Source organism: Lentzea xerophila (assembly GCF_051094245.1).
Lineage (GTDB): Bacteria > Actinomycetota > Actinomycetes > Mycobacteriales > Pseudonocardiaceae > Lentzea > Lentzea xerophila.
The window spans coordinates 4,595,771-4,616,494 of record NZ_CP194934.1 but is presented as its reverse complement, the minus strand read 5'-3'; the positions used below and the strand labels follow the sequence as shown (position 1 = coordinate 4,616,494).

Here is a 20,724-nt window from a genome sequence, read left to right as displayed (position 1 = left end):
GCTCCTCTCGTCGTTGCTGGCGAGAGCAGTTCTGCCGGTAGTTCTTCCGGTTGTTCAGCAAGGTGAACAGCGTCCGGTGTCACTAATTTTGAAAGAGTGTCAATTGTTTCGCCGACGCGCAGAACCGATGCGGTAGCGCGCGGGTTTCTTCCTCAGCTCATTGGTGTGCTCTGGCTCACCGTGCTGGTGTGGCTGCTTGGTGCGTGGTCCGGTCACTATCCGATCGACCTGGACGTGTACCGCCTCGGCGGCCTTGCCTGGCTGGAAGGCCGTCCGCTGTACATCGGTTTCACCGGGCCGCCGCTTGACCCCGAGCTGCCGTTCACCTACCCGCCGATGGCGGCGGTGCTGTTCAGCGGGCTGAGCTTCCTGCCGGAGGCGCTGCTGAACCCGCTCACGGTCGCGTTCGGTTTCGTGGCGCTCACGGTCGTGTGCGTCGCGGTGGCGGGCAAGGTACGTCCGCGTCTCAAATGGACGATCGGTCCGCTGGCGGCGATCGGTGCGCTGGCACTGGATCCCGTGTGGACGACCTACGGCTACGGCCAGATCAACCTCTTCCTGATGGTGCTGGTGGTCGTCGACTGCCTGCTGGTGACGGACCGGCGCTTCCGCGGCGTGCTCGTCGGCGTGGCGGCGGCGATCAAGCTGACGCCCGCGATCTTCGTGCTGTACTTCCTGGTCAAACGCGACTGGCGGGCGGCGATCACGTCGATGGCCACGTTCGCGGGCCTGGCCGTGGTGGGTTTCCTCGTCGCGCCGCAGGACTCGGCGCAGTACTGGCTGCACACCCTGCTGAACCCCGACCGGATCGGCGACATGTCGTTGTCCACCAACCAGTCGATCCGCGGCCTGCTGCGCGGCCTGGGTCTCGCGTCGGGCGTCGAGACGCTGCTGTGGGTGTCGCTGGCCGCCGCCGTGGTCGCCGCCGCCGTGTTCGTGGCCAGGAGGACCCGCGAAGACCTCGTCGCGCTGTTCGTCATCGCGGCAGCCGGGCTGCTGGCCTCGCCGGTGTCCTGGTTGCACCACTGGGTGTGGTGCGTACCCGTGCTGGTGTTCCTCGCCCTGCGCGGCAATGCCTGGCCCGCCTTCGCCGCGGTGTTCCTGGTGTTCGTGACGCGGCTGCACGAGTTCGACACCTACGTGTGGCTGACCTCGGCCGTGCTGGTCCTGGCGGTCATGCAAGCCGCACGCCCGTCAGTGCCAGGGCAGATTCCCGCAATGATCTCCCGTCCGGCCACTTCACCGTGACGGTGCAGCCCCCGGCGACCGGCCGGTGCTCGCTGTTCATGGCGCCCTCCCTCGTGGTCCCATTGTTCAAGAGGAGGGCTGCGGGCGGCGGGAGGGTGTGCCTCCGGATGACATTCATCCCACTGAGGCAACCTCGCGCTGGTTCGAACGTCGTACGCGGCCGGACTGTGGCAGGAAACACCGTCTCCGTATGGACCCCCTGTTCCTCCTGCCGGACAGGGCAACGGTATTCCTGACGGGTGACAACGTCAGCCTTGCCCCGGCGATCTCCGCCGCCCGTGCGCCGGCCCACGGCAGGAGGCACCGGTGACTGAGCAGCGCCTGCTGAGGTTCGCGCCGCTGGTGCTGGGCCTGTCGCTCAGCCTCTACGCCTGGACGCTCGGCACCCCCGCGGACTGGGGGATGATCGACCTCAAGGTGTACTGGAGCCTCGCCCCGAACCTGCTGACCGACCAGCTCTACGACATCAGCATGCCGTTCACGGCGGACTTCCCGCTGCCGTTCACCTATCCGCCGTTCGCGGCGCTGGTGTTCCTGCCGTTGTCGGCATTGCCGTGGGTCGCCGCGGAGGCCCTGTGGCAGGTGCTGTCGCTGGGCTGCCTGTGGTGGCTGGTGCGGACGGCGCTGAAACTGGTGGCCGCCAGGGCGGAGCAGCCGTACGACGTGACGTGGAAGCGCCGCGCTCTGCTGTGGACGGCGCTCGCGCTGTGGTGCGAGCCGGTGCGCAAGACCCTCGACTTCGGACAGATCAACCTCGTCCTGGTCGCCGGCGTGTTCGCCGCGATGGTGGCGGCGCGGCAGGTCGTGGCGGGGTTCGGCGTCGGCGTCGGTGCCGGGATGAAGCTGACACCGGCGATCTCGGGCCTGTACTTCCTCGCCACCCGCAGGTGGAAGGCGGCGGCGTGGTCGGTGGCGGGCTTCGCGGTCACCGTGGCGCTGGGCTTCCTCGCGTCGGCCTCCGGCTCGTGGCGCTACTGGTTCGACCTGCTCGGTGCGGCCGACCGGGTGGGACCGGTGGGGTCGGCGATCAACCAGTCGTTGCGCGGCGCGTTGTCGCGCACGCTCGGGTACGACGTCGAGACGTCCTGGCCGTGGCTGCTCGCGGTGGCGGTGTCGGCCGCGGTGACCTGGTTCGCGGTCAGGGCCGCGGTCCGGGCGCAGGACACGTTGTCCGCCTTGGTCAGCGTGCAGCTGTTCGGGTTGCTGATCTCGCCGATCTCGTGGAGCCACCACTGGTTGTGGGTGATCCCGCTGGTGCTGTGGCTGGTCCACGCGCACCGGAACTGGGCGCTCGCGGCGGCGTGGGTGGTCGCGACCGGCTCGGACGTCATCACGTTCCTGATCAACCAGCAACCGTCGATCTGGGAGTTTTCGAGACCGTGGCCGTTCGCGGCGCTCGGCTGGGTTTACCCGGCGCTGGCGCTGATCACCCTGACGGTCACGCCGAAGCTCCTGCGCGTCGGAGCACGCGCGGTGCTGCGCACCAGGTAGAAAGCAGACCACAGTGGACACCTTGCGGAAGCTGGAACGGCGGTTGACGGCCGTCGCCCCGTGGCTGCTGACGATCTCCGTGCTCGTCCGCACATTGACGATCGTCACGGGCTTCGGCAACGAGTCGATCGACCTGTACGTGTACTGGTCCCTCGCCCCGCACGTGCTCAAGGGTGATCTCTACCAGGTGTTCTCGGCGCACTCGCCGCCGGACTTCCCGCTGCCGTTCACCTACCCGCCGTTCGGGGCGCTGGTGTTCCTGCCGATGACGTGGCTGTTCTGGGGCGTCACGCAGTGGAGCTTCCGCGTGCTCTCCTTGGTGTGCCTGTACTGGATGGTGCGCGTGGCGCTGCGTCTGGTGGCGGGCGAGGCGTGGACGACCGACGCGAGACTCTGGCGGCAGCGCGCGATGCTGTGGACCGCGCTGCTGCTGTGGATGATGCCGGTCTTCCACACCTTCGACTTCGGCCAGATCAACCTCGTGCTGGCCGGAGTCGTGCTGGCCACGCTGGTGGCGCGCGACTCGCGGGTCGCGGGTGCCGGGATCGGCCTGACCGCCGGGGTGAAGCTCGTACCCGCGATCTCCGGCCTGTACTTCCTGGCGACCCGCCGCTGGAAGGCCGCAGTGTGGTCGGTCGCCGCGTTCGCGCTGAGCGCCGGCCTCGGTTTCCTCGTGAACTTCGACCAGGCGAAGCAGTACTGGCTCGTGCTCTTCGGCAACGCGGACCGGGTGGGCCCGATCGCCACCGCGCACAACCAGTCGTTGCGCGGGGCGTTGTCCCGCAGCCTCGGCCACGACGTGGGCGTGTCCTGGCCGTGGGTGATCGCCGCGGTCGGGTCGATCGTGATCGCCCTGTTCGCCCTGAGGGCGGCGGTGCGGGCGGACGACGCGCTGATCGGCGTGCTGTCGGTGCAGTTCCTCGGTCTGCTGCTCTCGCCGATCTCCTGGGACCACCACTGGGTGTGGGTCGCCCCGCTGCTGATCTGGTTGGTGCACAAGCGAATCACGCCGTGGGCGCGCGTCACCCTGCTGGCGCTGTGGATTCCGGTGGCGTTCCTGGACGTGATCGCGTTCCAGCTCGGCCGGCAGCCGTCGATCTGGACGATCGGCCGGCCGGGCTGGCTGTCGCTGGTCGGCTGGACCTACCCGGCGCTGGCGCTGGTCACGCTGGTCGTGATCGCGGTCGAGTGGCCGTGCAGGTCAGCGAGGTCCCACGCCGGCAACGGATCGGGGAACGTGCGCCACACCTCGGGCCCCGCCGCGAGCTCGGAATCGGTGAGCAGCGCGGGATCCAGGCGCTGAGCAGGCATCGTCACGTCGAGGTCCACGCCGATGAACACCAGCTCCTGCCGGGCGAACGGCGCGTCGAGCGACTGGCCCGGTTCGAGGGTCAGGTTCGGTCCCGCCTGCGACCACACGGCCAGCACGTCCGGACGCGTGGCGATGTGGCAGAAACCCTTGCTGCGCAACACACCCTCCCAGTCCGCCAGTGCCTCCACCAGACGGGCGGGGTGGAACGGCCGGGACGCGCGGTAGGTGACCGACCTGATCCCGTACTCCTCGGTCTCCGGGGTGTGCCCGCCCGCGAGCTCCTGCGCCCAGCCGGGTGCCTGAGCGGCGGTGATCGGGTCGTAGCGGCCGGTGTCGAGCACATCCGACAGCTCGACGACGCCGTTCACCGTGTGCAGCAGCCGGGCGGAGGAGTTGAGGCGCCGCAGCACGGCGTCGAGCGTTGCGAGCTGCCCGGCCGTGACGAGGTCGGTCTTGTTCACCACCAGGACGTCGGCGAACTCCACCTGGTCCACGAGCAGGTCCGAGATCGTGCGCTCGTCGCCGGCGGCCGCTTCCAGGTCCCGTGCGTCCAGCCGGTCACCGGTGGTCAGCTCGCGCAGGAAGCCCGCCGCGTCCACCAGCGTCACCATCGTGTCGAGCCGGGCGTGGTCGGACAGGCTCGTGCCGTCGTCGAACGTCCAGTCGAACGTCGCCGCCACCGGCATGGGCTCGGAGATGCCCGTCGACTCGATCAGGATCGTGTCGAACCGGCCCGAGCGCGCCAGTTCACCGACGCTGTCGAGCAGGTCCTCCCGCAACGTGCAGCAGATGCAGCCGTTGGTGAGCTCGACCAGCCGTTCGGTGGTGCGGTCGAGGGTGCCCTGGCCGGCGACCAGGGCGGCGTCGATGTTGATCTCGCTCATGTCGTTCACGATCACCGCGACCCGCCTGCCGTCGCGGGCCGCGAGCACATGGTTGAGCAGCGTGGTCTTGCCGGAGCCCAGGAAGCCGGACAGCACGGTCACCGGGGTGCGCATCAGAGTTCCGTCTCCTCGTGCCAGTCGGCGAACGGGTCGGGGAAGTCGAGTTCGGTGATCAGCGCGAGCTCCTCGTCGGTGACGAGGGCCGACCGCAGGGCCGCGGTGATCTCCGCGGCGTCGGCGGACCTGGTGATCACGACGAGCTCCTGGTCGCCACCGGTGCCCTCGGTCCAGGGCCCGAGGTTGCCCACGCGCAACCCGCCGCCCGCGGACTCGAGCCACAACGCCGCGTCGGGCTGGCTCGCCACCCACACCCGGCCACGCGTCCGCACCACGCCGTCGAGCAGCACGTCGATCGAGTCGTGCAACCGCATGGGGTGGAACGGCCGTCGCTCGGTGAAGTGGACGACGGACACGCCGTGCGCCGGTTCCAGCGGCGGCTGCCCGTACAGCAGCGGTCCGAACCCGTCGTCGACCTCGCCGCGCCGCGCGGTGGCGGGAATCGCCGCGAGCAGCGCGCCGACGTCCAGATCGTCCAGCACCTGCCGTGGCGCGTGCGGCGTGAGCCGGTCGAGCACGGCCGTGAGCACCGGATCGGCGGGACCGGTCAGGACCAGCGCGTCCGCGAACTCAGCCTGCCCGACGACGACCTGCGCCACCGTCCGCTCGTCGCCCTCGGCCGCGCGCATGCCCCGGTCGGCGAGCGAGTCGGTGCCGGTCGCGTCGTCCAGCCACGTGGCCGTGTCGACCACCGTCACCACGGCCTCGACCTCCACCTCGGTCTCGCTCAGCGCGAAGCAGACGGCCTCCGGTTCGAGCACCGGGTCCAGATAGACGATCACGCGCTCGTCGAGTCCTTCGAGCAACGGCACGAGGTCCAGCCGCAGGGTGCACGACACACATCCGTGTGCGAGCTCGATCACGGTGAGGCGGCCGTTCAGCCACCGCCGCACCACGCCGTCGGCCAGGCCGCTCAGATCGTGCCTGACCAGCATGGACTCCGGTGACGCCCGCCAGAGCTCGTCGGCCACGTCATGAGGGGTGAACCCGGCTACCAATACGACCCGTGCTGCCATGCCCGCACCATACATGACAATGATTATCGTTTCTGAACGGACTTCGGGTGCGGGGCATGACATGATCGAACGATGCAGGTCGAGTTCTGGGCTGACGTCATCTGTCCGTGGTGCTACATCGGCAAGGCGCGTTTCGAGAAGGCGCTGGCCGGGTTCGAGCACCGCGACGAGGTGACCGTGGTGCACCGCGCGTTCGAGCTGGATCCCTCCAGGCAGGGCGTCGAGTCCGTGCGGGACATGCTCGCCGCCAGGTTCGGTCCGCAGGCGGGCGGCATGGAGGACTCCGTCGCCCAGCTCGCGCGCGACGAGGGCCTGGGGTACCGGCTGGACCGCGAGGTGGGCAACACGTTCGACGTGCACCGCCTCCTGCACCTGGCGGGGGAGCGGGGAATCCAGCGGCAGGTCCTCGACGCCGTGCTGCACGCGAACTTCGCCGAAGCGCGCTCCTTGTTCACCGCCGAGTCGCTGACCGGGATCGTCGTGGAGGCCGGGCTCGATCCCGCCGACACCAAGGCCGTTCTCGACTCCGGCACCTACGCCGACGAGGTGCGCGCCGACGAGAAGCGGGCGCGCGAGATCGGCGTCTCCGGTGTCCCGTTCGTGCTCGTCGACGGGCGTCTCGCCGTCGCCGGTGCCCAGCCGGCGGAGCTGTTCGCCCGTGCACTGACGCAAGCCCGGGAGGCCTGACGTGGACGACGGCAACGCGGCGCCGTTGAAGTTGACCTCGGAGAAGGTCGGCACCGCCGTGGTGCTGCGCGCCGAGGGCGAGGTCGACTCCTACACGGCCGACCTCCTGCGCGACGAGCTGTCCAAGGCGTTCGGCGTGCGGCTTCCGGTGGTGCTGGACCTCTGCGCCGTGGAGTTCTTCGCGTCGGCCGGTCTCTCCGTGCTGGTGGAGTACCACCTGCTCGGTGAGGAGCGCGGCACCCCGTTGCGCCTGGTGTCGCCCAGGGGAAGCGTGCTGCGGGCGCTGCGGGCGGCCATGCTGAACGAGACGCTGGAGCTGTACTTCAGCCTGGACGAGGCGCTGCAGGGCGGCTAGGGGTACCGTCGCGGCTCCTGTCGTCGTGGTGCGGCACAGCGCGTGTCCCCGCGGCACGGTCGTGCCAGCCACGCTGGTCCCGCCGGAACACCGGGACGACGAACGCCCCGAGGGCGAACACCGCGATGACGACAAGGTCCAGCCACACCATGTCGATCAGCGGTGACACGACGATCGCGTAGGTCGCGAGCCCCGTGACGCCAAGGAGTTCGCGCACGACCAGCCGCAGCGGGTTGGCGGTCGAGCCGTTCCCGGCGCGAACCCGGTAGCGCATCAGCCATCCGCCGGGTGTCATCCCGCCCGTCACGACCGGCAGCACGACGCGCAGCAACGCGAGCGCACCGACCGTCCACAACGGATCCGGCGGCAGCAACAACCTCGCGGCCACGAGGACGATCATCAGGTCCGCCACCAGGGCGAGCAGCCGGCGCGGCACGGTCACGGTGCCGGTGGGCGCGCTCGAGTCGGCGGACGCCGGCACCCTCGGCACCACCAGCGCGGCGGGCGCGATCATCCAGCCGAGCAGCGAACCGAAGGTGTTCGACATCAGGTCGTCCACGTCGGCGATCCGGTACGGGCAGGGGTAGTAGCCGAAGTTGCCGGTGTACTGCACGACCTCGACCACCACCGAGATCGCCAGTCCGATCGCGACGACGGCGAACGGCCCCTTGCCGTAAGCCTTGCGCAGCACCACTCCCAGCGGCACGAACAACGCGACGTTGAACAACTGCTGAAGCAACGCAGGCGACCTCACCATCGCCGCGATGCCGGAGCGCCCGTGGGCCTCCATGTTGTTGTGCATGTCAGTAACCCACTGGAACGGCACCGTGGACAGCATCCGCTCGCCCTGGCACAACCGCGACACGTCCGCGGGGAACGGCAGGAAGATCAACGCCAGGGCGACGAGCCCGTAGGCCAGCAGTCCGTACAGCACGAACGCCCGGCGCGGCTCCACCCGCCCGAAGCGCCAATAATGCAACAACACCAAGGGAACGAGCACAAGAAGCCCGACACCCACGAACGCCGAGAACCCGGTTCGCGCGGTTTCCCAGTACGACGCCACCATGTTTCACCGCTCCGGACTCGTTCGCGCACTGAGCGTGTTTGTGCCCAAAGCGGCGCTCGCGCAAACCGCGTCCGGAGAAGATGCGTCGGATGGACGCACCGGTGCCGCCGCACGGCAACCGGTCCTGCTGAGCCGGTATCCGTTGTGTGCGAGGAAGTCCGCGGTTGCTCAGGTGACGATCACAGCGACACCCGTCCGGTGATGCCGAGGACCGTGTTCCCGCCGACCCAGATCCGGCCGTCGGCCTGGTCGAGGTGGATCCGCCCCCGCCGGCCGAGCGCCGTGCCCTGGGCCGCGACGTACCGCTCCGCGGCGATTCCCGCCGGGATGAGCCACTGCGCGATCGCCGCGTTGAGGCTGCCCGTCACCGGGTCCTCCTCGAAGCGGCCGCCCTCGTTGACGAACGCCCGCACCTCAAACGCGGCGTCACCGCCGTCGGGGTGCGGCCCGACGACACCCACTCCGGTGAACTCGCCGAACCGCGCGTAGTCGGGTCGCACGGCCAGCACCGCTTCGGCCGAGTGCAGCAACACCGCGACCCAGCCAGGGCCGTTGTCGGCCCACCGCGCCCCGGCGATCTCCTCCGGCGTGATCGCCAGCGCCGCGGCCAGGGCGCCGAGGTCCTCGACCGGACCACTGCGCACGAGCGGCGGGGCGGCGAACGCCAGGCGCGAGCCGTCGCGCCGCACCTCCACCAGACCCGCACCGCACTCCTGCACCAGCCGGTCCGGGTGGCGCGGGGTGTGCCCGGCGGACAGCCACGCGTGGGCGGACCCGAGCGTCGGGTGCCCCGCGAACGGCAGCTCACGGCTCACCGTGAAGATCCGCACCCGGTAGTCGGCGGCGGGGTTCGACGGCGGGAACAGGAACGTGGTCTCGGCCAGGTTCGTCCAGTTCGCGAACGCCGCCATCTCGGCGGTGGTCAGGCCTGACGCGTCGTGCACGACCGCCAGCGCGTTGCCCTTCATGAACTCGTCGGTGAACACGTCTACCTGGCTGAACGTCCGCATGCACCGAACCTAGTGGCGGTGGCACGGAACGTTGGCACCGCGATGCACCCGTCTGACCGCGAGTTCGCCCGGCAACGTTGGAGAGCCACACCACTGGCGGCTAGCCGAAATCGGGCAGCGTCATCGCCGAGTGCTCGGGACGGCCGCCCTCGGCGGGCATGGTCGTGCGGGCGCGCAGGGCGGCGTTGCGCGCGGCCAGGGCCTCGGCGGTGCCGGGGAGCAGTTCCGCGTTGCCCTCCTGGACCAGGCCCTGGTTGGCCTCGACGAACGGCCGGATCGCGCGCTCGTAGGCGTCGAACGCGCCCGCTTCCAGGTGTCCGGCCAGCACGTAGGCGCCGACCAGCGCGAGGCTCGACCCCTGCCCGGTGAGGAACGACGGGGCGTACGCGGCGTCACCGACGAGAGCGACGCGACCGGACGACCAGCGCGGCATCCGGATCTGGCTGACCGTGTCGAAGAACAGGTCATCGGCCTCCCGCATCGCCTTGACCAGGTGCGGAACCTCCCAGCCGTCGTCGGCGAAGACCGACGCCACGAGGTCGCGCTGGGCCTGCGGGTCGCGGAACGCGCCGAACGGGGCCTCGGCGCGGGCGAAGCTGAGGAACCCGTGCACGCTGCTGCTCTCACCCACCGCGTACAGGGTGGCGCCGCGGCCGGGTTCGTTCCACATCAACGCCTCGTGCTGGAGGCCGAGGTGGTTGGGCAACGTGAAGCCGGCGAAGCAGTAGCCGAGGTAGTGGTGGAACTGCTCCTCCGGCCCGAACGTCAGCGCGCGCACCGCCGAGTGCAGTCCGTCAGCGCCGATGACGTGGTCATAGGTGCGTTGAAGGCCGCTGCGGAACGTCACGTCCACGCCGTGAGGCTGCTGGTCCAGCGCGACGATCGAGTTGTCGAAGAGGAACTCGACGTCGTCGCGGACGGTGTCGTAGAGGATCTCGGCGAGGTCGCCGCGGCGGACCTCGAGGTCACGGTCGTCGCTGCGGGTGAGCGACTCCGCGCGGATCGACGCTGCCTGGCTGCCGTCGGCGTTGAGGAAGGTGATCCGCCGGGTGTCCACATGGGCCTCCCGCAGCCGGGGGAGCAGACCCATCCGGTCGACCACGCCGAGTGCGGTGCCCCGAATGTCGATGGGGTAGCCACCGCCGCGCAGGGTGTGGGACTTCTCCACGACGGTGACGGCGGCACCGTGGCGCCGCAGCCAGAACGCGAGCGCGGGACCGGCGATGCTGGCGCCGGAGATCAGGACGGACTTCATGATTCGCTCCAGATAACTAACTTAGGTATCCTTTTTCGGGCCACGGTGATCGCTACGGTTCAGTGCGACTGACGTGAGCATATACCTAAGTTAGGTAAGTAAGGTGTGAGATGAGCGAGCGTTTGGACCCCGCGGCGATCCTGCCGCACCTGCTGCAGCTGGGAACGGTGCTCAACCGCAGCCGGTTGGTCGAGCGGGCGATGGAGCAGGTCGGCGTGCCCCTGGAGCGCCCGGGTCTGACGGTGCTCATCACGCTGCGGATGGCCGATGGCCCCCTGAGGGTCGGGGAGATCGCCGCGCGGATGCAGGTCGTCGGCCCGCACGTGACGCGGCTGCTGCACGACCTGGAGCGCACCGGCCTGGTCCGTCGCGTCACCGATCCGAGCGACCAACGCGCGCGCCTGATCGAGCTGACGGACTCCGGTGCCACGGCGGCGGGGCGCTACCTGGAGGCGGTTCTGGGCTGGTTGACCGGTGCGGTCGCCGACTGGCCGGAGGAGGACCAGCGCACGTTCGGCCGCCTGCTCAGCCGGTTCGTGGAGGACCTGCGGGCGCGGGTCGCCGATCTCGACTGAGCGCGGCCGGGAGAACAACGTGTAGGGCGTTCACCGGACACTGCGGCGCCCACGTAGTCCATATCGTCGTGGCATGGGATTTCTCCGTGCCGTTCCTCGGCTGAGAAGACCCAGTTCCGCCACACCCAGCGGCTCGTCGCACGCTCGTGCGGCGGGCCGTGGCGCATCTTGGGCCGTGACTCTCATACGGAGGCGGCCGTAGCCGCACCGGTGGGCCATCTCAATGGTGGTGTCCAACGTCTGGCGACGGTGCGGGGTATCGGCTGCACACGTGGTGCCGTCCAGTTACCGGCTCTTAACCTCGATCCACGTCCTGCCTGCGACGACGGAGGCGAACATGCGATTGAGGAACGTGGTCCTGGCGCTCGCGGCGGCCACAGGTCTGGCCGCGGCGTCCCTGTCGATCTCGCTCGCGGCGGTCCCGCCGCCGCAGCCCGGCGCGCTCACAAAGTACGACATCACTGGCACCTACGTCAGCGGCCTGTCGTCGGGTGGTTTCATGGCGAACCAGCTCCACGTCGCGTACTCGGGTCTGTTCCAGGGCGCCGGCATCTTCTCCGCCGGTGCCTACGACTGCGCCCAGAACAACCTGAACACCGCGCTGTTCGCGTGCATGGACACCCTTCAGCCGCGCAAGACGCCGGCCGAGCTGGAACAGCTGACCAGGAGCCGCGCCACCGCGGGCACCGTCGACCCGCCGCAGAACCTGTCCGGCGACCCGGTGTGGCTGTTCCACGGCAGCGCCGACGACACGGTCGACCGCGCGGTGAACGACGACCTCGCCACCTACTACCGCGACTTCGGCGCGAGGGTCGCCTACAACAACACCACCGCGGCCGGACACGCGTGGATCAGCCCGATCGGCCCCAACAGCTGTGGATCCACTTCTTCGCCGTACGTCAGCAAATGCGGCACCACCGACCCGGTGCGCGAGATGCTGGGGCACCTGTTCGGTCAGGTGAATGCAGCCGCCTCGACGTTGTCCGGCAAGCTCGTCCAGTTCGACCAGAACCAGTACGCATCCGGCGGCGACGCGGCGTCGATCAGCATGGGCCGCGAAGGCTTCGCCTACGTGCCAACGGCTTGCGAGACCGGGCCCTGCAAGCTGATGGTGACGCTGCACGGCTGCTACCAGTACTTCGGCCTGGTCGGCAACGCGTTGATGGACAAGGCTTACCTCAACGAGTACGCCGACACCAACAACATGGTCGTGCTCTACCCGCAGGCCACCACGATGACCGGGAACCCGCGCGGCTGCTGGGACTGGTGGGGCTACCAGTCCGCCCGGTACCCGCTCAAGTCAGGTCCGCAGATGGCTGCCGTGGTGAACATGGTCAAGGCGTTGTCCAACGGCGGGCAGGCGCCCACGACCACCACTCCGCCGACGACCACGACGTCGGTTCCGCAGTGCGTCACCGCGAGCAACTACGCGCACACCGTGGCCGGCCGCGCTTACGTCACGATGGGGCAGACCTACGCGCTCGGCTCCAACCAGGCGCTCGGGTTGTGGAACACCTTCACCACGAGCAGCATCCGCCAGAGCTCGCCGAACTACTGGGTGAAGTGCTGACCATGTGGGCGCGGCATCGCCGCCTTCAGAGGCCGAGCAGCGCGCCGAGCAGTTCCTCCGGCGACTCGAGCTGGGGCAGATGTCCGGCGCGGGGCAGCACGGTGAACGTCGACGTCGGGATCGCGGCGGCGAAGGCCTTGCCGTACTCCGGGGTGACGATGCCGTCGCTCTCACCCCACACCACGTGGACGGGAACGCGCACCTCGCCGAGGCGGCCGGCCAGCGTCGGGTCGGCCATGGCGGGACCGGTGTACCCGATCAGGGCCTGCACGTCCGGGCCCGGTCCGGAAGTGCGCGGTGCCTTGGCCGGGTCGTGCCACGAGAGCCGCTGGATCTCGGGCAGGGTGAGGCCCCTGACGTCGGTCTGCGGGTGGCCGTCGACCTCGATGCCGATCCCGTCGACGATCACCGCGCCGCTGACGCGCGGGCTGCCCAGCAGCGCGATCTCGGTGGCCACCCAGCCGCCGAAGGAGTTGCCGATCACGGTGACGTCGGCGAGGTCGAGCCGTTCGAGGAGCGCGACGTAGGTCCGCGCGAGGTCCGTGACGCCGGTGAGCCCGGCGGCTTTCGGTGTGCCGCCGAAACCGGGGTGCGTGGGCAGCAGCACCCGCGCGTGAGTGCGTTCGGCGAGCAGGTCCGCGAAGCCGGCCATCGTCGCCACGCCGCCACCGCCGTGCAGGAGCAGGAACGGCCGGGTGCGGTCGCGGTCCTGCACGGTCAGTTCGACGGTGCCGGGCTCGAACGTGTGGGTCTCGGTTCGGGTGGGCCTACCGGTCGAGGGGGTCGAAGTCATCGTCACTCCAGCTTGAAGTCAGGTTGCTTATATAAGGAACCGTAGATCAGCTTCCTTATATAAGCAACCTGTCCTCGATGAGGTAGGCTGTCCGGCATGCGACACCGTCCCGCCGACGTCGGCCTGGCTGTCAAGCGCCTGCAGCACCGCCACCACCGGGCGTTCAGCCGGGCGCTGGCACCGCTCGGCCTTTCGCTGGTGCAGTGGGACACGTTGCGGCACCTGCGCCGCAACCCGGACGCCTCGCTGCACGACCTCGCGGTGCTGACCTTCCAGACCGACCAGTCCTTCGGGTCGCTGGCCGCGCGGATGGTGGACCGCGGCCTGATCGAACGGCTGCCGGGGCCGGGGCGGGTTGTGCGGCACCGGCTCACCGAAGAGGGGGAGAGGCTGCTCGAAGCCGGTCAGGCGCTCGCCGACGGCGTCCTGGACGTCTCGTTCCAGAACCTCTCGGCGGCGCAGCTCGACCAGCTGGGCGACCTGCTCGACCTCGCACTCGGCACTGATCCGACGTGACGGGTCACCAGCCGCGCAGGCGCGTCCAGGTGGCCTCGATGACGCCGCTGCCGCCGACCACGTGGTAGCGGTCGTGCTGGGCCGCGGTGGCGCAGGCGTGGTTGGGCAGGATCCGTAGTCGGGTGCCGATCGGCAGGTCGGGTACCGGCTCGCCGTCGCGCGTGCTGAGAACGCCGTGCTCCTGGCTCGCCCCGGTCATGAGCAGGCCGGGGACCAGGCGGCCGTGCACGTCGGCGACGAGACCGTAACCCTGGTCGACGGCCTGTGCCTGGGTGCCGCGGTCCCGGGAGGTGGCCATCCAGCCGCCGTCGGTGAGGATCCAGTTCCGGCCGGGCTGGTGGCCGATGACGGTGACGACCACGGACAGGGCCAGGTCGTCGGTGCCGCAGACGCCGATGCCCGCCATGACGAGGTCGAAGAAGACGTAGTTGCCGGCGCGGACCTCGGTCACGCCGGTCAGGTCGGTCGCCGCGTGCGCGGTGGGAGTCGATCCGACGCTGACGACCGGACACGGCAGACCGGCGTCGCGCAGGACGGTGGCGGCGGCTACGGCCGTGTCCCGCTCGTCGTGCGCGGCCTGCCGCAACGCTGCTGGCGTGTAAGCGAAGTAGGACTCGCCCGCGTGCGTGAGCACACCGGCGAGGTTGGGTCCGAGCAATCGTCCGATGTGGACCAGAGACGGGTCGCCGGGAGCGACGCCGCCGCGGTGGCCGTCGCAGTCGATCTCGATCAGGGCCGGAACGCGGAGGTTCTCCTCGGTGGCGAACCGGCTGACCGCCTCGGCCTGTGCGACAGAGTCCAGCAGGACGGTGAGTGTCACGCCACGGCGCAGCAGAGCGGCGACGCGCGGCAGCTTGTGCGGGTCGATGCCCACCGCGTACAGGATGTCCGCGGAGCCGGCGTCGGCGAAGTGCTCGGCCTCGGCGAGGGTGGACACGGTGATCGGCCCACCCGCGTGGACCCGTTCGGCGACCTCGACGGACTTGGACGTCTTGACGTGCAACCGCAGCGGCACGCCGAGCGCCCGCAGGTGGTCGCGGAGCCGGGACGCGTTGCGGTCCAGCCGGTCGGCGTCGACCACGGCGAAGGGTGTGTCCGGAGTGTCCAAAGTGGTCACTGGGCTGCTCCTGTGAAGGTGGCGTGGCGGCGCAGCAGCGCGGCGGCGAGGGTGAGGTCCTGCAGGGCGAATCCGGAGCTGTCGAACACCGTCACGTCGTCGTCCGAGGACCGGCCTTCGGCGTCACCGGCGAGCACGGCCCCCAGGGCGACGGGTGTGGCGGACCCGGCGTGCTGGAACTCGCCGATCGTTCGTGACTGGTCCGGCAGGTCGCAGAAGAGCTTCGCGCGGTCGTGGAGCGCGACCGGCAGCTCCTGCTTGCCCGGACCGTCGGCACCCATCGCGGAGACGTGCGTGCCGGGCGTGACCCAGCTCGCGTCGAACAGGGGCTCCCGGGAGGTCGTGGCGGTGACGAGCACGTCCGCCGCGGCCACCCCGGTCCGGGCGTCGGTGGGTTCAGCGGCCAGTCCGGTCAGAGCGGTCACCTTCGCGGCGAAGGCCCTTGCGGCATCAGCCCTCCTGCCGATGACGAGGACCCGGTCGATCGGCCGCACCCGGCTGACGGCGCGGACCTCGTGCAGGGCCTGGTGTCCCGGCCCGATCACGGTCAGCGTGCGGGAGTCCCCGCGGGCCAGCGTGTCGACGGCGAGTGCGTCGGCGGCGGCCGTGCGGTAGGCGTTGGCGGCGGCCGCCTCGACCACGGCGCTCAACCTGCCCGTGGCGGGGTCGAGCAGCACGATCGTGGAGCTGTGGCGCGGCAGTTCGGCGTTGTCCGGCCAGAAGCTGCCGATCTTCACCCCCACGAGGTCGCCCGCGGAGCCGGACTTCAGGGTGAACCTGTTCTGCGGCAACGACGAACGCCCGATCACGACCGGGAACGTCGATCCCGTCGCGGCGGCGAGGAACGCCTCCCGCGCGGCGGTCAGCGCGAGCTCGTCGTCGACGAGGGCCGCCGACTCGGACTCGCTGAGGAACACGGGACTGTCGGTCACGGCTTATCCTTCTTCAGTTCGGCGAGGTCGTTGTACAACCCGGTGCGGGAGATGCCCAGCCGCTTCGCGATCCGTCCCGGCGCGCCACGCAGGCCGAACACGCCGGCCTCGTGCAGCGACCGGACGAGCACCAGCCGCTCGTCGCGTCCCAGTGCCGCCACGGGGACCGCGTGGACCCGCTCGGCACGCTCGATCAGCGACTCGACGACCTGGTCCAGGTCACCGGAGAAGTTCGTCGTCGCGGCGGGGCTCGGCTCCGGCAGCGCGGACAGTCCGAGCAGGTCCGAGAGCACGCCGGTGGCGCGGTTGATGGCGGAGATGTCGATGTTGATGCACAACGCGCCGATCAACGAGCCGTCGGCGTCGCGCAGCGGCAGCGTCGTGCACTTGAGCACCCGCCCGTCCTGCGCGCGGGTGAGGTAGCCGACCTCGTTGCGGGCGTCGTCCCCCGCGGCGAGGACGCGCAGGCCGATCTCGCTCATCGCGTCGCCGACCTCCCGGCCGGTGACGGAACCCGCGACCGCGACGACAGAGCGCTCCTGGTCGCGGTAGTCGTGCAGCACCACCTCGCAGCTGCGCCCGAACGTCGCCACGATGCCGTCGATCACGGGGGACAGCGCGGCGAACACCGCGTCCGCGGTACTGCTCGCGGCGCCGGGGACAGCGGGCACGACAGGCTCCTCCAATGTTGAACAAAGTGTCATTTCCTGGACGAAGTGTCACACAGGGCCTCCCTTGACGACAGTCGGAAACCTGTGGTGCTCGCCACGGCGATGCGTCGCCTGTTGAGACGCATCACGAGGGGGAGAGCGCTTTCATGCTACGTTCGGTGAAGAGTGAATCACTCGGAGTGGAGCGGCCTATGTCCGTCCTATGGGGTGTCTCGTTCGACGCCACGGCCATGTCCGGCGTGGTGGTGGAGTTCATCAAGATCGCGAAATCGTTCGCCGACAGGGGTTTCCGGGTCCATCTCGACCTCGGGTACGACATCAAGGCCGACAAGGGCCGGTTCTTCCAGCCCTACCAGCACGAACACGCACCTGACTGGATCGTCCTCGACCGCGTGGACGGTGTCGGGCACATCGCCGGGTACGACCGGGATTTCGTGGCGGCGACGCTGGAAGCCGTGCGGCACGACCAGGTTCCGGACACCGACCGCGTCACGGCGGCACTCGCCGACGCGATAGTGCGCACCTGGGAAGACCGCGGGGTCACGCTCGTCATGGTCGAGAACGGCACACTGCCGGAGAACGTCGCCTACACCAAGGCTTTGTACCGGGCGATCGCCGTTTACGGTGCCAAGCACGATCTCGGCCGGTACGTGATGTGGCGCGACCACGACCTGATGTGGCAGAGCGAACCGGACAAGTACGGCAACTTCCCATATCCGGCAACGCCTCCGATGGTGAACTCACCGCACATCCACTACTTCGCGCTGCACGAGGAAGCACGGCGCCGCACGCTGGAGTGGATGCCGCACTTACACAACCTCGACGTCCTGCCGAACACCTTCACCCCGCCCAGCCGGCCGGGCAGAGCGGATTTCCGCGAGCACCACGGCATTCCGCGGGATGCCAAGATCATCGCCAGGTTCACGAGGATCATCCCGCAGAAGCGCATCGACCGGGACCTGCGCCTGCTGGCGATGCTTCCCGGCACCTGGCTGTTCGTCGCCGGGGACACCGAGGAGAACCCGGAGGAGACCAGGAAGCTCCGCCTGCTCGCCGAAAAGCTCCAGGTTCCCGTCGTGTTCGGCGGTGTGCTCGAACCCTGTGAGTCGACCGGCAGCGAGTTCTCGGTGCGCGACCTGCTCGCACACGCCGACATCGTGTCCTTCCTGACGTCGTACGACTACGAGAGCTACGGAAACCCGATCGGCGAGGCGATCGCGGCCGGTGTGCCGTACATCGCGAGCCGTTATGCCTTGTACGACACGGTGTACGCGGGCTTCGAGGCGCCCGTGCTGGACATCGTGGCACACGACCAGCCGACGGTGGAGTTCGCCCGGCAGGTCCAGGAGCTCATGACGAACGCGGAGAGGCGGGCGCAAGTGGTGGCGCACAACCAACAGCTCGGCACGCACAACCGCGCGGCCGCGAACACGCTGGTGAGCGATCTGTTCCCGCCGGTGATGGGCGAGAACGTCCGGCTCAGCGTGGTCCTGCCGGTGTTCAACGAGGCCGCGAACATTCACGACGTGCTGCGGTCGCTGCACGAGCAGGACGACATCGATCCCGAGACGTACGAGATAGTGCTGGTGGACAACAACTCCACCGATGACACGGTCGCGATCGCACGCGAGTTCGCGGAACGCTCGAAGGTCGCCCTGCACGTGATCGGCGAACGCGAGCAGGGCGTCGCGCCCGCGCGCAGGACGGGCATGGAGTTCGCCGCGCGACGCAGCCGCCACCGCAAGGACCCCGGCGAGCGCTTCTACCTGGTGTCCGCCGACGCGGACTGCCGGGTGGACCGCCGGTGGCTCACGGAGCTCTTCGCGGCGATGGAGAAGGACAAGGCCGCGATCGGCGTGTGCGACTACTACTACAACGCCGAGCACTTCACGGGCAGGCCACGGCTCTGGGACGCGATCCAGCGCACGTTGCGCTGCCGCGCGGTGACGTTCTCGTTGTTCGGTGGTTTCCCGGACGGCAAGGGTTTCGCGGTGGAGCGCGAGGCCTACGAGAGCGTCGGCGGCATCGAGATCTTCTACCAGCTGCGGAACGGGCGGTTCGTCAACCACCTGTCCGACGACTGGGACTTCGGCATCAAGGTCCGCGGATCCGGCCACGACATCACCTACGCCCCGCGCTCGAAGGTCGAGATCAACCCGCGGCGCGTCGACAACGCGATCGACGAGGTGATCGCGGGTCGCGCCTATGGCAACGACGGCATCATCGTCATGCGCGACATCAGGCCCGAGACGCCGTCGGAGACCGTCGACCTCACCGAGGAGGAAGCGGTGCAGGCGTGGGAGTTCTCCATCAAGGACTTCACGCCGAAGAACACGATCCTGCCCGTCCTGCTCACACCGTCCTTACTGGACGACGACGCGGTGGTGGCGTTCTTCGGCGAGGATCTCGCGGCCAGACTCGGCGCGCGCATCGCGGAGATCAAGGACGAGATGAGCGTCGTGGACTTCCTCCCGATCCACTCCTACAAGACGCCGAGCTACCGGCTGTACCTGGAGTTCAGGGACGAGATCTTCGCGCGGTTGCGGGCGACGGTCGGTGAGGACATCGGCTACCCGCCCCCGCTGCCGGAGTGCTTTGCCGACGTGCCGGAGGCCAGGTTCGCCGAGTTCGTGAAGTACTACTGCGAGGACCGCGAGTCAGGGGAGGCGCACAACTACTTCGGCAATGGAGGTGTGTTCTGATGGATCGTGTTCTGACGGACGAGGAGCCCAGGGTGTGGGCCGCCCTGCAGGACCCCGCCAACGCACACCTGCTCGACTACGTCACCGAGGACCCGTTCGGTGCGCATGTCTTCCCCGGCAACGTTCCCGGGTACGGCGTGGACGACTTCCTCGGCGACCTGAGCGACCAGCTCGTCGGCACCGCCCCGATCCACCTGTGGTCGTACATCCCCACGTGCGCCTACAAGTGCCGCTTCTGCCAGTACCCGGTCGTGCTGGTCAAGGGGCACCAGTCCGAGCAGAAGCTGACGCAGTGGGTGGACTGGAACATCAGGGAGGCCGAACTCTGGCTGCGGCGGGTGCCGGAACTGGCGAACGCTCCGGTCGGCGAGTTCAACGTCTTCGGCGGCACGCCGTCGTTGTTGCCGGAGAAGGAGATCCGGCGGCTGCTCGGCTTCTACCGGGACAACTTCGGGTTCACCGACTCCACGACGATCCGCTTCGAGGGCGACCCCAGCACGTTCACCCCCGCCAAGCTCGAGACCCTGCGGGACCTGGGCTGCACCAAGCTTTCCAGCGGTGTCCAGTCCTTCGACGACGACGTGCTGCGGGAGTGCGGTCGCGAGCACACGGCGCAGATGTGCGTCGACTTCGTGCGCAACGCTCAAGCGGCCGGCTTCGAGTGGGTCAGCATCGACCTGATGTACGGGCTGCTGGACCAGACCGTCGACAGCGTCGAACGCGACCTCGACATCGTGCTGGAGAACGAGATCACCGCGGTCGTGTGCACCAAGCTGCACCTGAAGTCCTACGCCGAGACCAGGACCGGCGTGGCGGGGGAGCAGCCCGCGCCGTGGCAGCTCCCGCAGTACCGGGAGAAGCTCGTCCGCGACGGCCACCGCTGGCCGACGCTGCGGGAGCAGTACCGGATGCGCGAGGTGCTGACCGACGGCCTGCGCGCCGCCGGGTACACCGAGCACCCCACCATGTACTTCGCCCGCGACGGCCTTGGTCCGGAGAAGTGGAAGTCCATCATGGTGGACCAGGACAAGCAGGAGGCCGAGGTCGCGATCGGTCTCGGCGGCAGTTCCAGCTGCCGCGCCTCCGAGGCGATCACCGACGTGAACTGGAAGAACTACGCGCAGGCCGTGGAGGCGGGCAGGGTGCCGCTGGGCTCGGCCACCGGGTTCGACGCTGCCGCGCAGGAGGCGAGGGCGGTCAAGATGGCCCTGTCGACACTGCAACCGGTCCGCGAGGACCTGCATCGGGCGGTCTACGGCAGGTCGCTGCACGAGAGCCCGTGGCGGGAGAAGTTCGGCTCCCTGGCCGAGCGCGGGCTCGTCACGGTCGACCCGGACGGGGTCGCGCTGACGAGCGATGGTGAGGTGCTGGTGGAGGCGATCATCAACACGGAGCTGTGACCGCCGG

At 69.3% G+C, this 20,724-nt stretch carries 18 protein-coding genes and 1 pseudogene; 10 read left to right on the top strand and 9 right to left on the bottom strand.

Annotated elements, in window-relative coordinates; translation table 11 throughout:
* Window positions 1–165 precede the first annotated feature (165 nt).
* The 3 genes and pseudogenes from ACRSBM_RS22050 to ACRSBM_RS22040 all read left to right on the top strand — a co-directional run.
* Window positions 166–1,248 carry a glycosyltransferase 87 family protein gene (locus ACRSBM_RS22050; protein WP_434445527.1) on the top strand — a complete coding sequence of 361 codons (1,083 nt, stop codon included), beginning with the start codon at window positions 166–168 and terminating at the stop codon, window positions 1,246–1,248.
* 306 nt (window positions 1,249–1,554) lie between these two features.
* The gene (locus ACRSBM_RS22045) at window positions 1,555–2,739 is read left to right on the top strand and encodes a mannosyltransferase (protein WP_434445526.1); all 1,185 of its coding nucleotides are present in this window, start codon (window positions 1,555–1,557) and stop codon (window positions 2,737–2,739) included.
* A 13-nt stretch (window positions 2,740–2,752) separates the two neighbouring features.
* Window positions 2,753–3,667, top strand: a pseudogene (locus tag ACRSBM_RS22040) (glycosyltransferase 87 family protein); the annotation flags it as partial.
* 215 nt (window positions 3,668–3,882) lie between these two features.
* Here the strand turns inward: ACRSBM_RS22040 and ACRSBM_RS22035 are convergent.
* Window positions 3,883–5,049, bottom strand: a complete 1,167-nt coding sequence (locus tag ACRSBM_RS22035; RefSeq protein WP_434445524.1) for a GTP-binding protein — start codon at window positions 5,047–5,049, stop codon at window positions 3,883–3,885.
* Window positions 5,049–6,068 (bottom strand): CobW family GTP-binding protein, encoded by a 1,020-nt coding sequence (locus ACRSBM_RS22030; protein ID WP_434445523.1) that lies wholly within the window; start codon window positions 6,066–6,068, stop codon window positions 5,049–5,051. Before ACRSBM_RS22030 ends, ACRSBM_RS22035 begins: the two co-directional genes overlap by 1 nt.
* A 72-nt stretch (window positions 6,069–6,140) precedes the next feature.
* On the opposite strand from ACRSBM_RS22030, the gene ACRSBM_RS22025 reads away from it, so the two are divergent.
* Entirely contained in the window at window positions 6,141–6,755 is a 615-nt protein-coding gene (locus ACRSBM_RS22025; RefSeq protein WP_434445522.1) for a DsbA family oxidoreductase, read from the top strand.
* 1 nt (window position 6,756) lies between these two features.
* Complete coding sequence (locus ACRSBM_RS22020) at window positions 6,757–7,110, top strand: STAS domain-containing protein (protein WP_434445521.1); 354 nt, start codon at window positions 6,757–6,759, stop codon at window positions 7,108–7,110.
* Here ACRSBM_RS22020 and ACRSBM_RS22015 read toward each other — a convergent pair.
* The 3 genes from ACRSBM_RS22015 to ACRSBM_RS22005 all read right to left on the bottom strand — a co-directional run bounded on the left by ACRSBM_RS22015 (window position 7,079) and on the right by ACRSBM_RS22005 (window position 10,441).
* The gene (locus ACRSBM_RS22015; RefSeq protein ID WP_434445520.1) at window positions 7,079–8,173 is read right to left on the bottom strand and encodes a VanZ family protein; all 1,095 of its coding nucleotides are present in this window, start codon (window positions 8,171–8,173) and stop codon (window positions 7,079–7,081) included. The genes ACRSBM_RS22020 and ACRSBM_RS22015 overlap by 32 nt on opposite strands.
* A gap of 182 nt (window positions 8,174–8,355) precedes the next feature.
* Window positions 8,356–9,186 (bottom strand): PhzF family phenazine biosynthesis protein, encoded by an 831-nt coding sequence (locus ACRSBM_RS22010; RefSeq protein WP_434445519.1) that lies wholly within the window; start codon window positions 9,184–9,186, stop codon window positions 8,356–8,358.
* 100 nt (window positions 9,187–9,286) lie between these two features.
* Window positions 9,287–10,441: an FAD-dependent monooxygenase gene (locus ACRSBM_RS22005; protein ID WP_434445518.1), complete on the bottom strand. Its 1,155-nt coding sequence runs from the start codon at window positions 10,439–10,441 to the stop codon at window positions 9,287–9,289.
* 110 nt (window positions 10,442–10,551) lie between these two features.
* On the opposite strand from ACRSBM_RS22005, the gene ACRSBM_RS22000 reads away from it, so the two are divergent.
* Together ACRSBM_RS22000 and ACRSBM_RS21995 are read left to right on the top strand one after the other, a co-directional pair.
* Window positions 10,552–11,016 carry a MarR family winged helix-turn-helix transcriptional regulator gene (locus ACRSBM_RS22000; protein WP_434445517.1) on the top strand — a complete coding sequence of 155 codons (465 nt, stop codon included), beginning with the start codon at window positions 10,552–10,554 and terminating at the stop codon, window positions 11,014–11,016.
* A 337-nt stretch (window positions 11,017–11,353) separates the two neighbouring features.
* Complete coding sequence (locus tag ACRSBM_RS21995; protein ID WP_434445516.1) at window positions 11,354–12,586, top strand: extracellular catalytic domain type 2 short-chain-length polyhydroxyalkanoate depolymerase; 1,233 nt, start codon at window positions 11,354–11,356, stop codon at window positions 12,584–12,586.
* A gap of 25 nt (window positions 12,587–12,611) precedes the next feature.
* On the opposite strand, the gene ACRSBM_RS21990 is transcribed toward ACRSBM_RS21995, so the two are convergent.
* Window positions 12,612–13,379 (bottom strand): alpha/beta fold hydrolase, encoded by a 768-nt coding sequence (locus ACRSBM_RS21990; RefSeq protein ID WP_434445515.1) that lies wholly within the window; start codon window positions 13,377–13,379, stop codon window positions 12,612–12,614.
* A gap of 96 nt (window positions 13,380–13,475) precedes the next feature.
* On the opposite strand from ACRSBM_RS21990, the gene ACRSBM_RS21985 reads away from it, so the two are divergent.
* Window positions 13,476–13,895 carry a MarR family winged helix-turn-helix transcriptional regulator gene (locus ACRSBM_RS21985; RefSeq protein ID WP_434445514.1) on the top strand — a complete coding sequence of 140 codons (420 nt, stop codon included), beginning with the start codon at window positions 13,476–13,478 and terminating at the stop codon, window positions 13,893–13,895.
* Window positions 13,896–13,899: 4 nt separating this feature from the next.
* Here the strand turns inward: ACRSBM_RS21985 and ACRSBM_RS21980 are convergent, their stop codons facing one another.
* From ACRSBM_RS21980 to ACRSBM_RS21970, 3 genes are read right to left on the bottom strand one after another with little or no spacing between them, the layout of a single operon-like run.
* Complete coding sequence (locus ACRSBM_RS21980) at window positions 13,900–15,012, bottom strand: DSD1 family PLP-dependent enzyme (RefSeq protein WP_434445513.1); 1,113 nt, start codon at window positions 15,010–15,012, stop codon at window positions 13,900–13,902.
* Window positions 15,009–15,944, bottom strand: coding sequence for an ornithine cyclodeaminase family protein (locus tag ACRSBM_RS21975; protein WP_434445512.1), 936 nt, complete (start codon window positions 15,942–15,944; stop codon window positions 15,009–15,011). Before ACRSBM_RS21975 ends, ACRSBM_RS21980 begins: the two co-directional genes overlap by 4 nt.
* On the bottom strand, window positions 15,941–16,615 hold the full coding sequence (locus ACRSBM_RS21970) for a helix-turn-helix transcriptional regulator (protein ID WP_434445511.1): 675 nt from the start codon (window positions 16,613–16,615) through the stop codon (window positions 15,941–15,943). Before ACRSBM_RS21970 ends, ACRSBM_RS21975 begins: the two co-directional genes overlap by 4 nt.
* Window positions 16,616–16,806: 191 nt before the next feature.
* On the opposite strand from ACRSBM_RS21970, the gene ACRSBM_RS21965 reads away from it, so the two are divergent.
* Complete coding sequence (locus ACRSBM_RS21965) at window positions 16,807–19,317, top strand: glycosyltransferase (protein ID WP_434445510.1); 2,511 nt, start codon at window positions 16,807–16,809, stop codon at window positions 19,315–19,317.
* Entirely contained in the window at window positions 19,317–20,717 is a 1,401-nt protein-coding gene (locus ACRSBM_RS21960; RefSeq protein WP_434445509.1) for a radical SAM protein, read from the top strand. The genes ACRSBM_RS21965 and ACRSBM_RS21960 overlap by 1 nt, the downstream gene beginning before the upstream one ends.
* Window positions 20,718–20,724 lie beyond the last annotated feature (7 nt).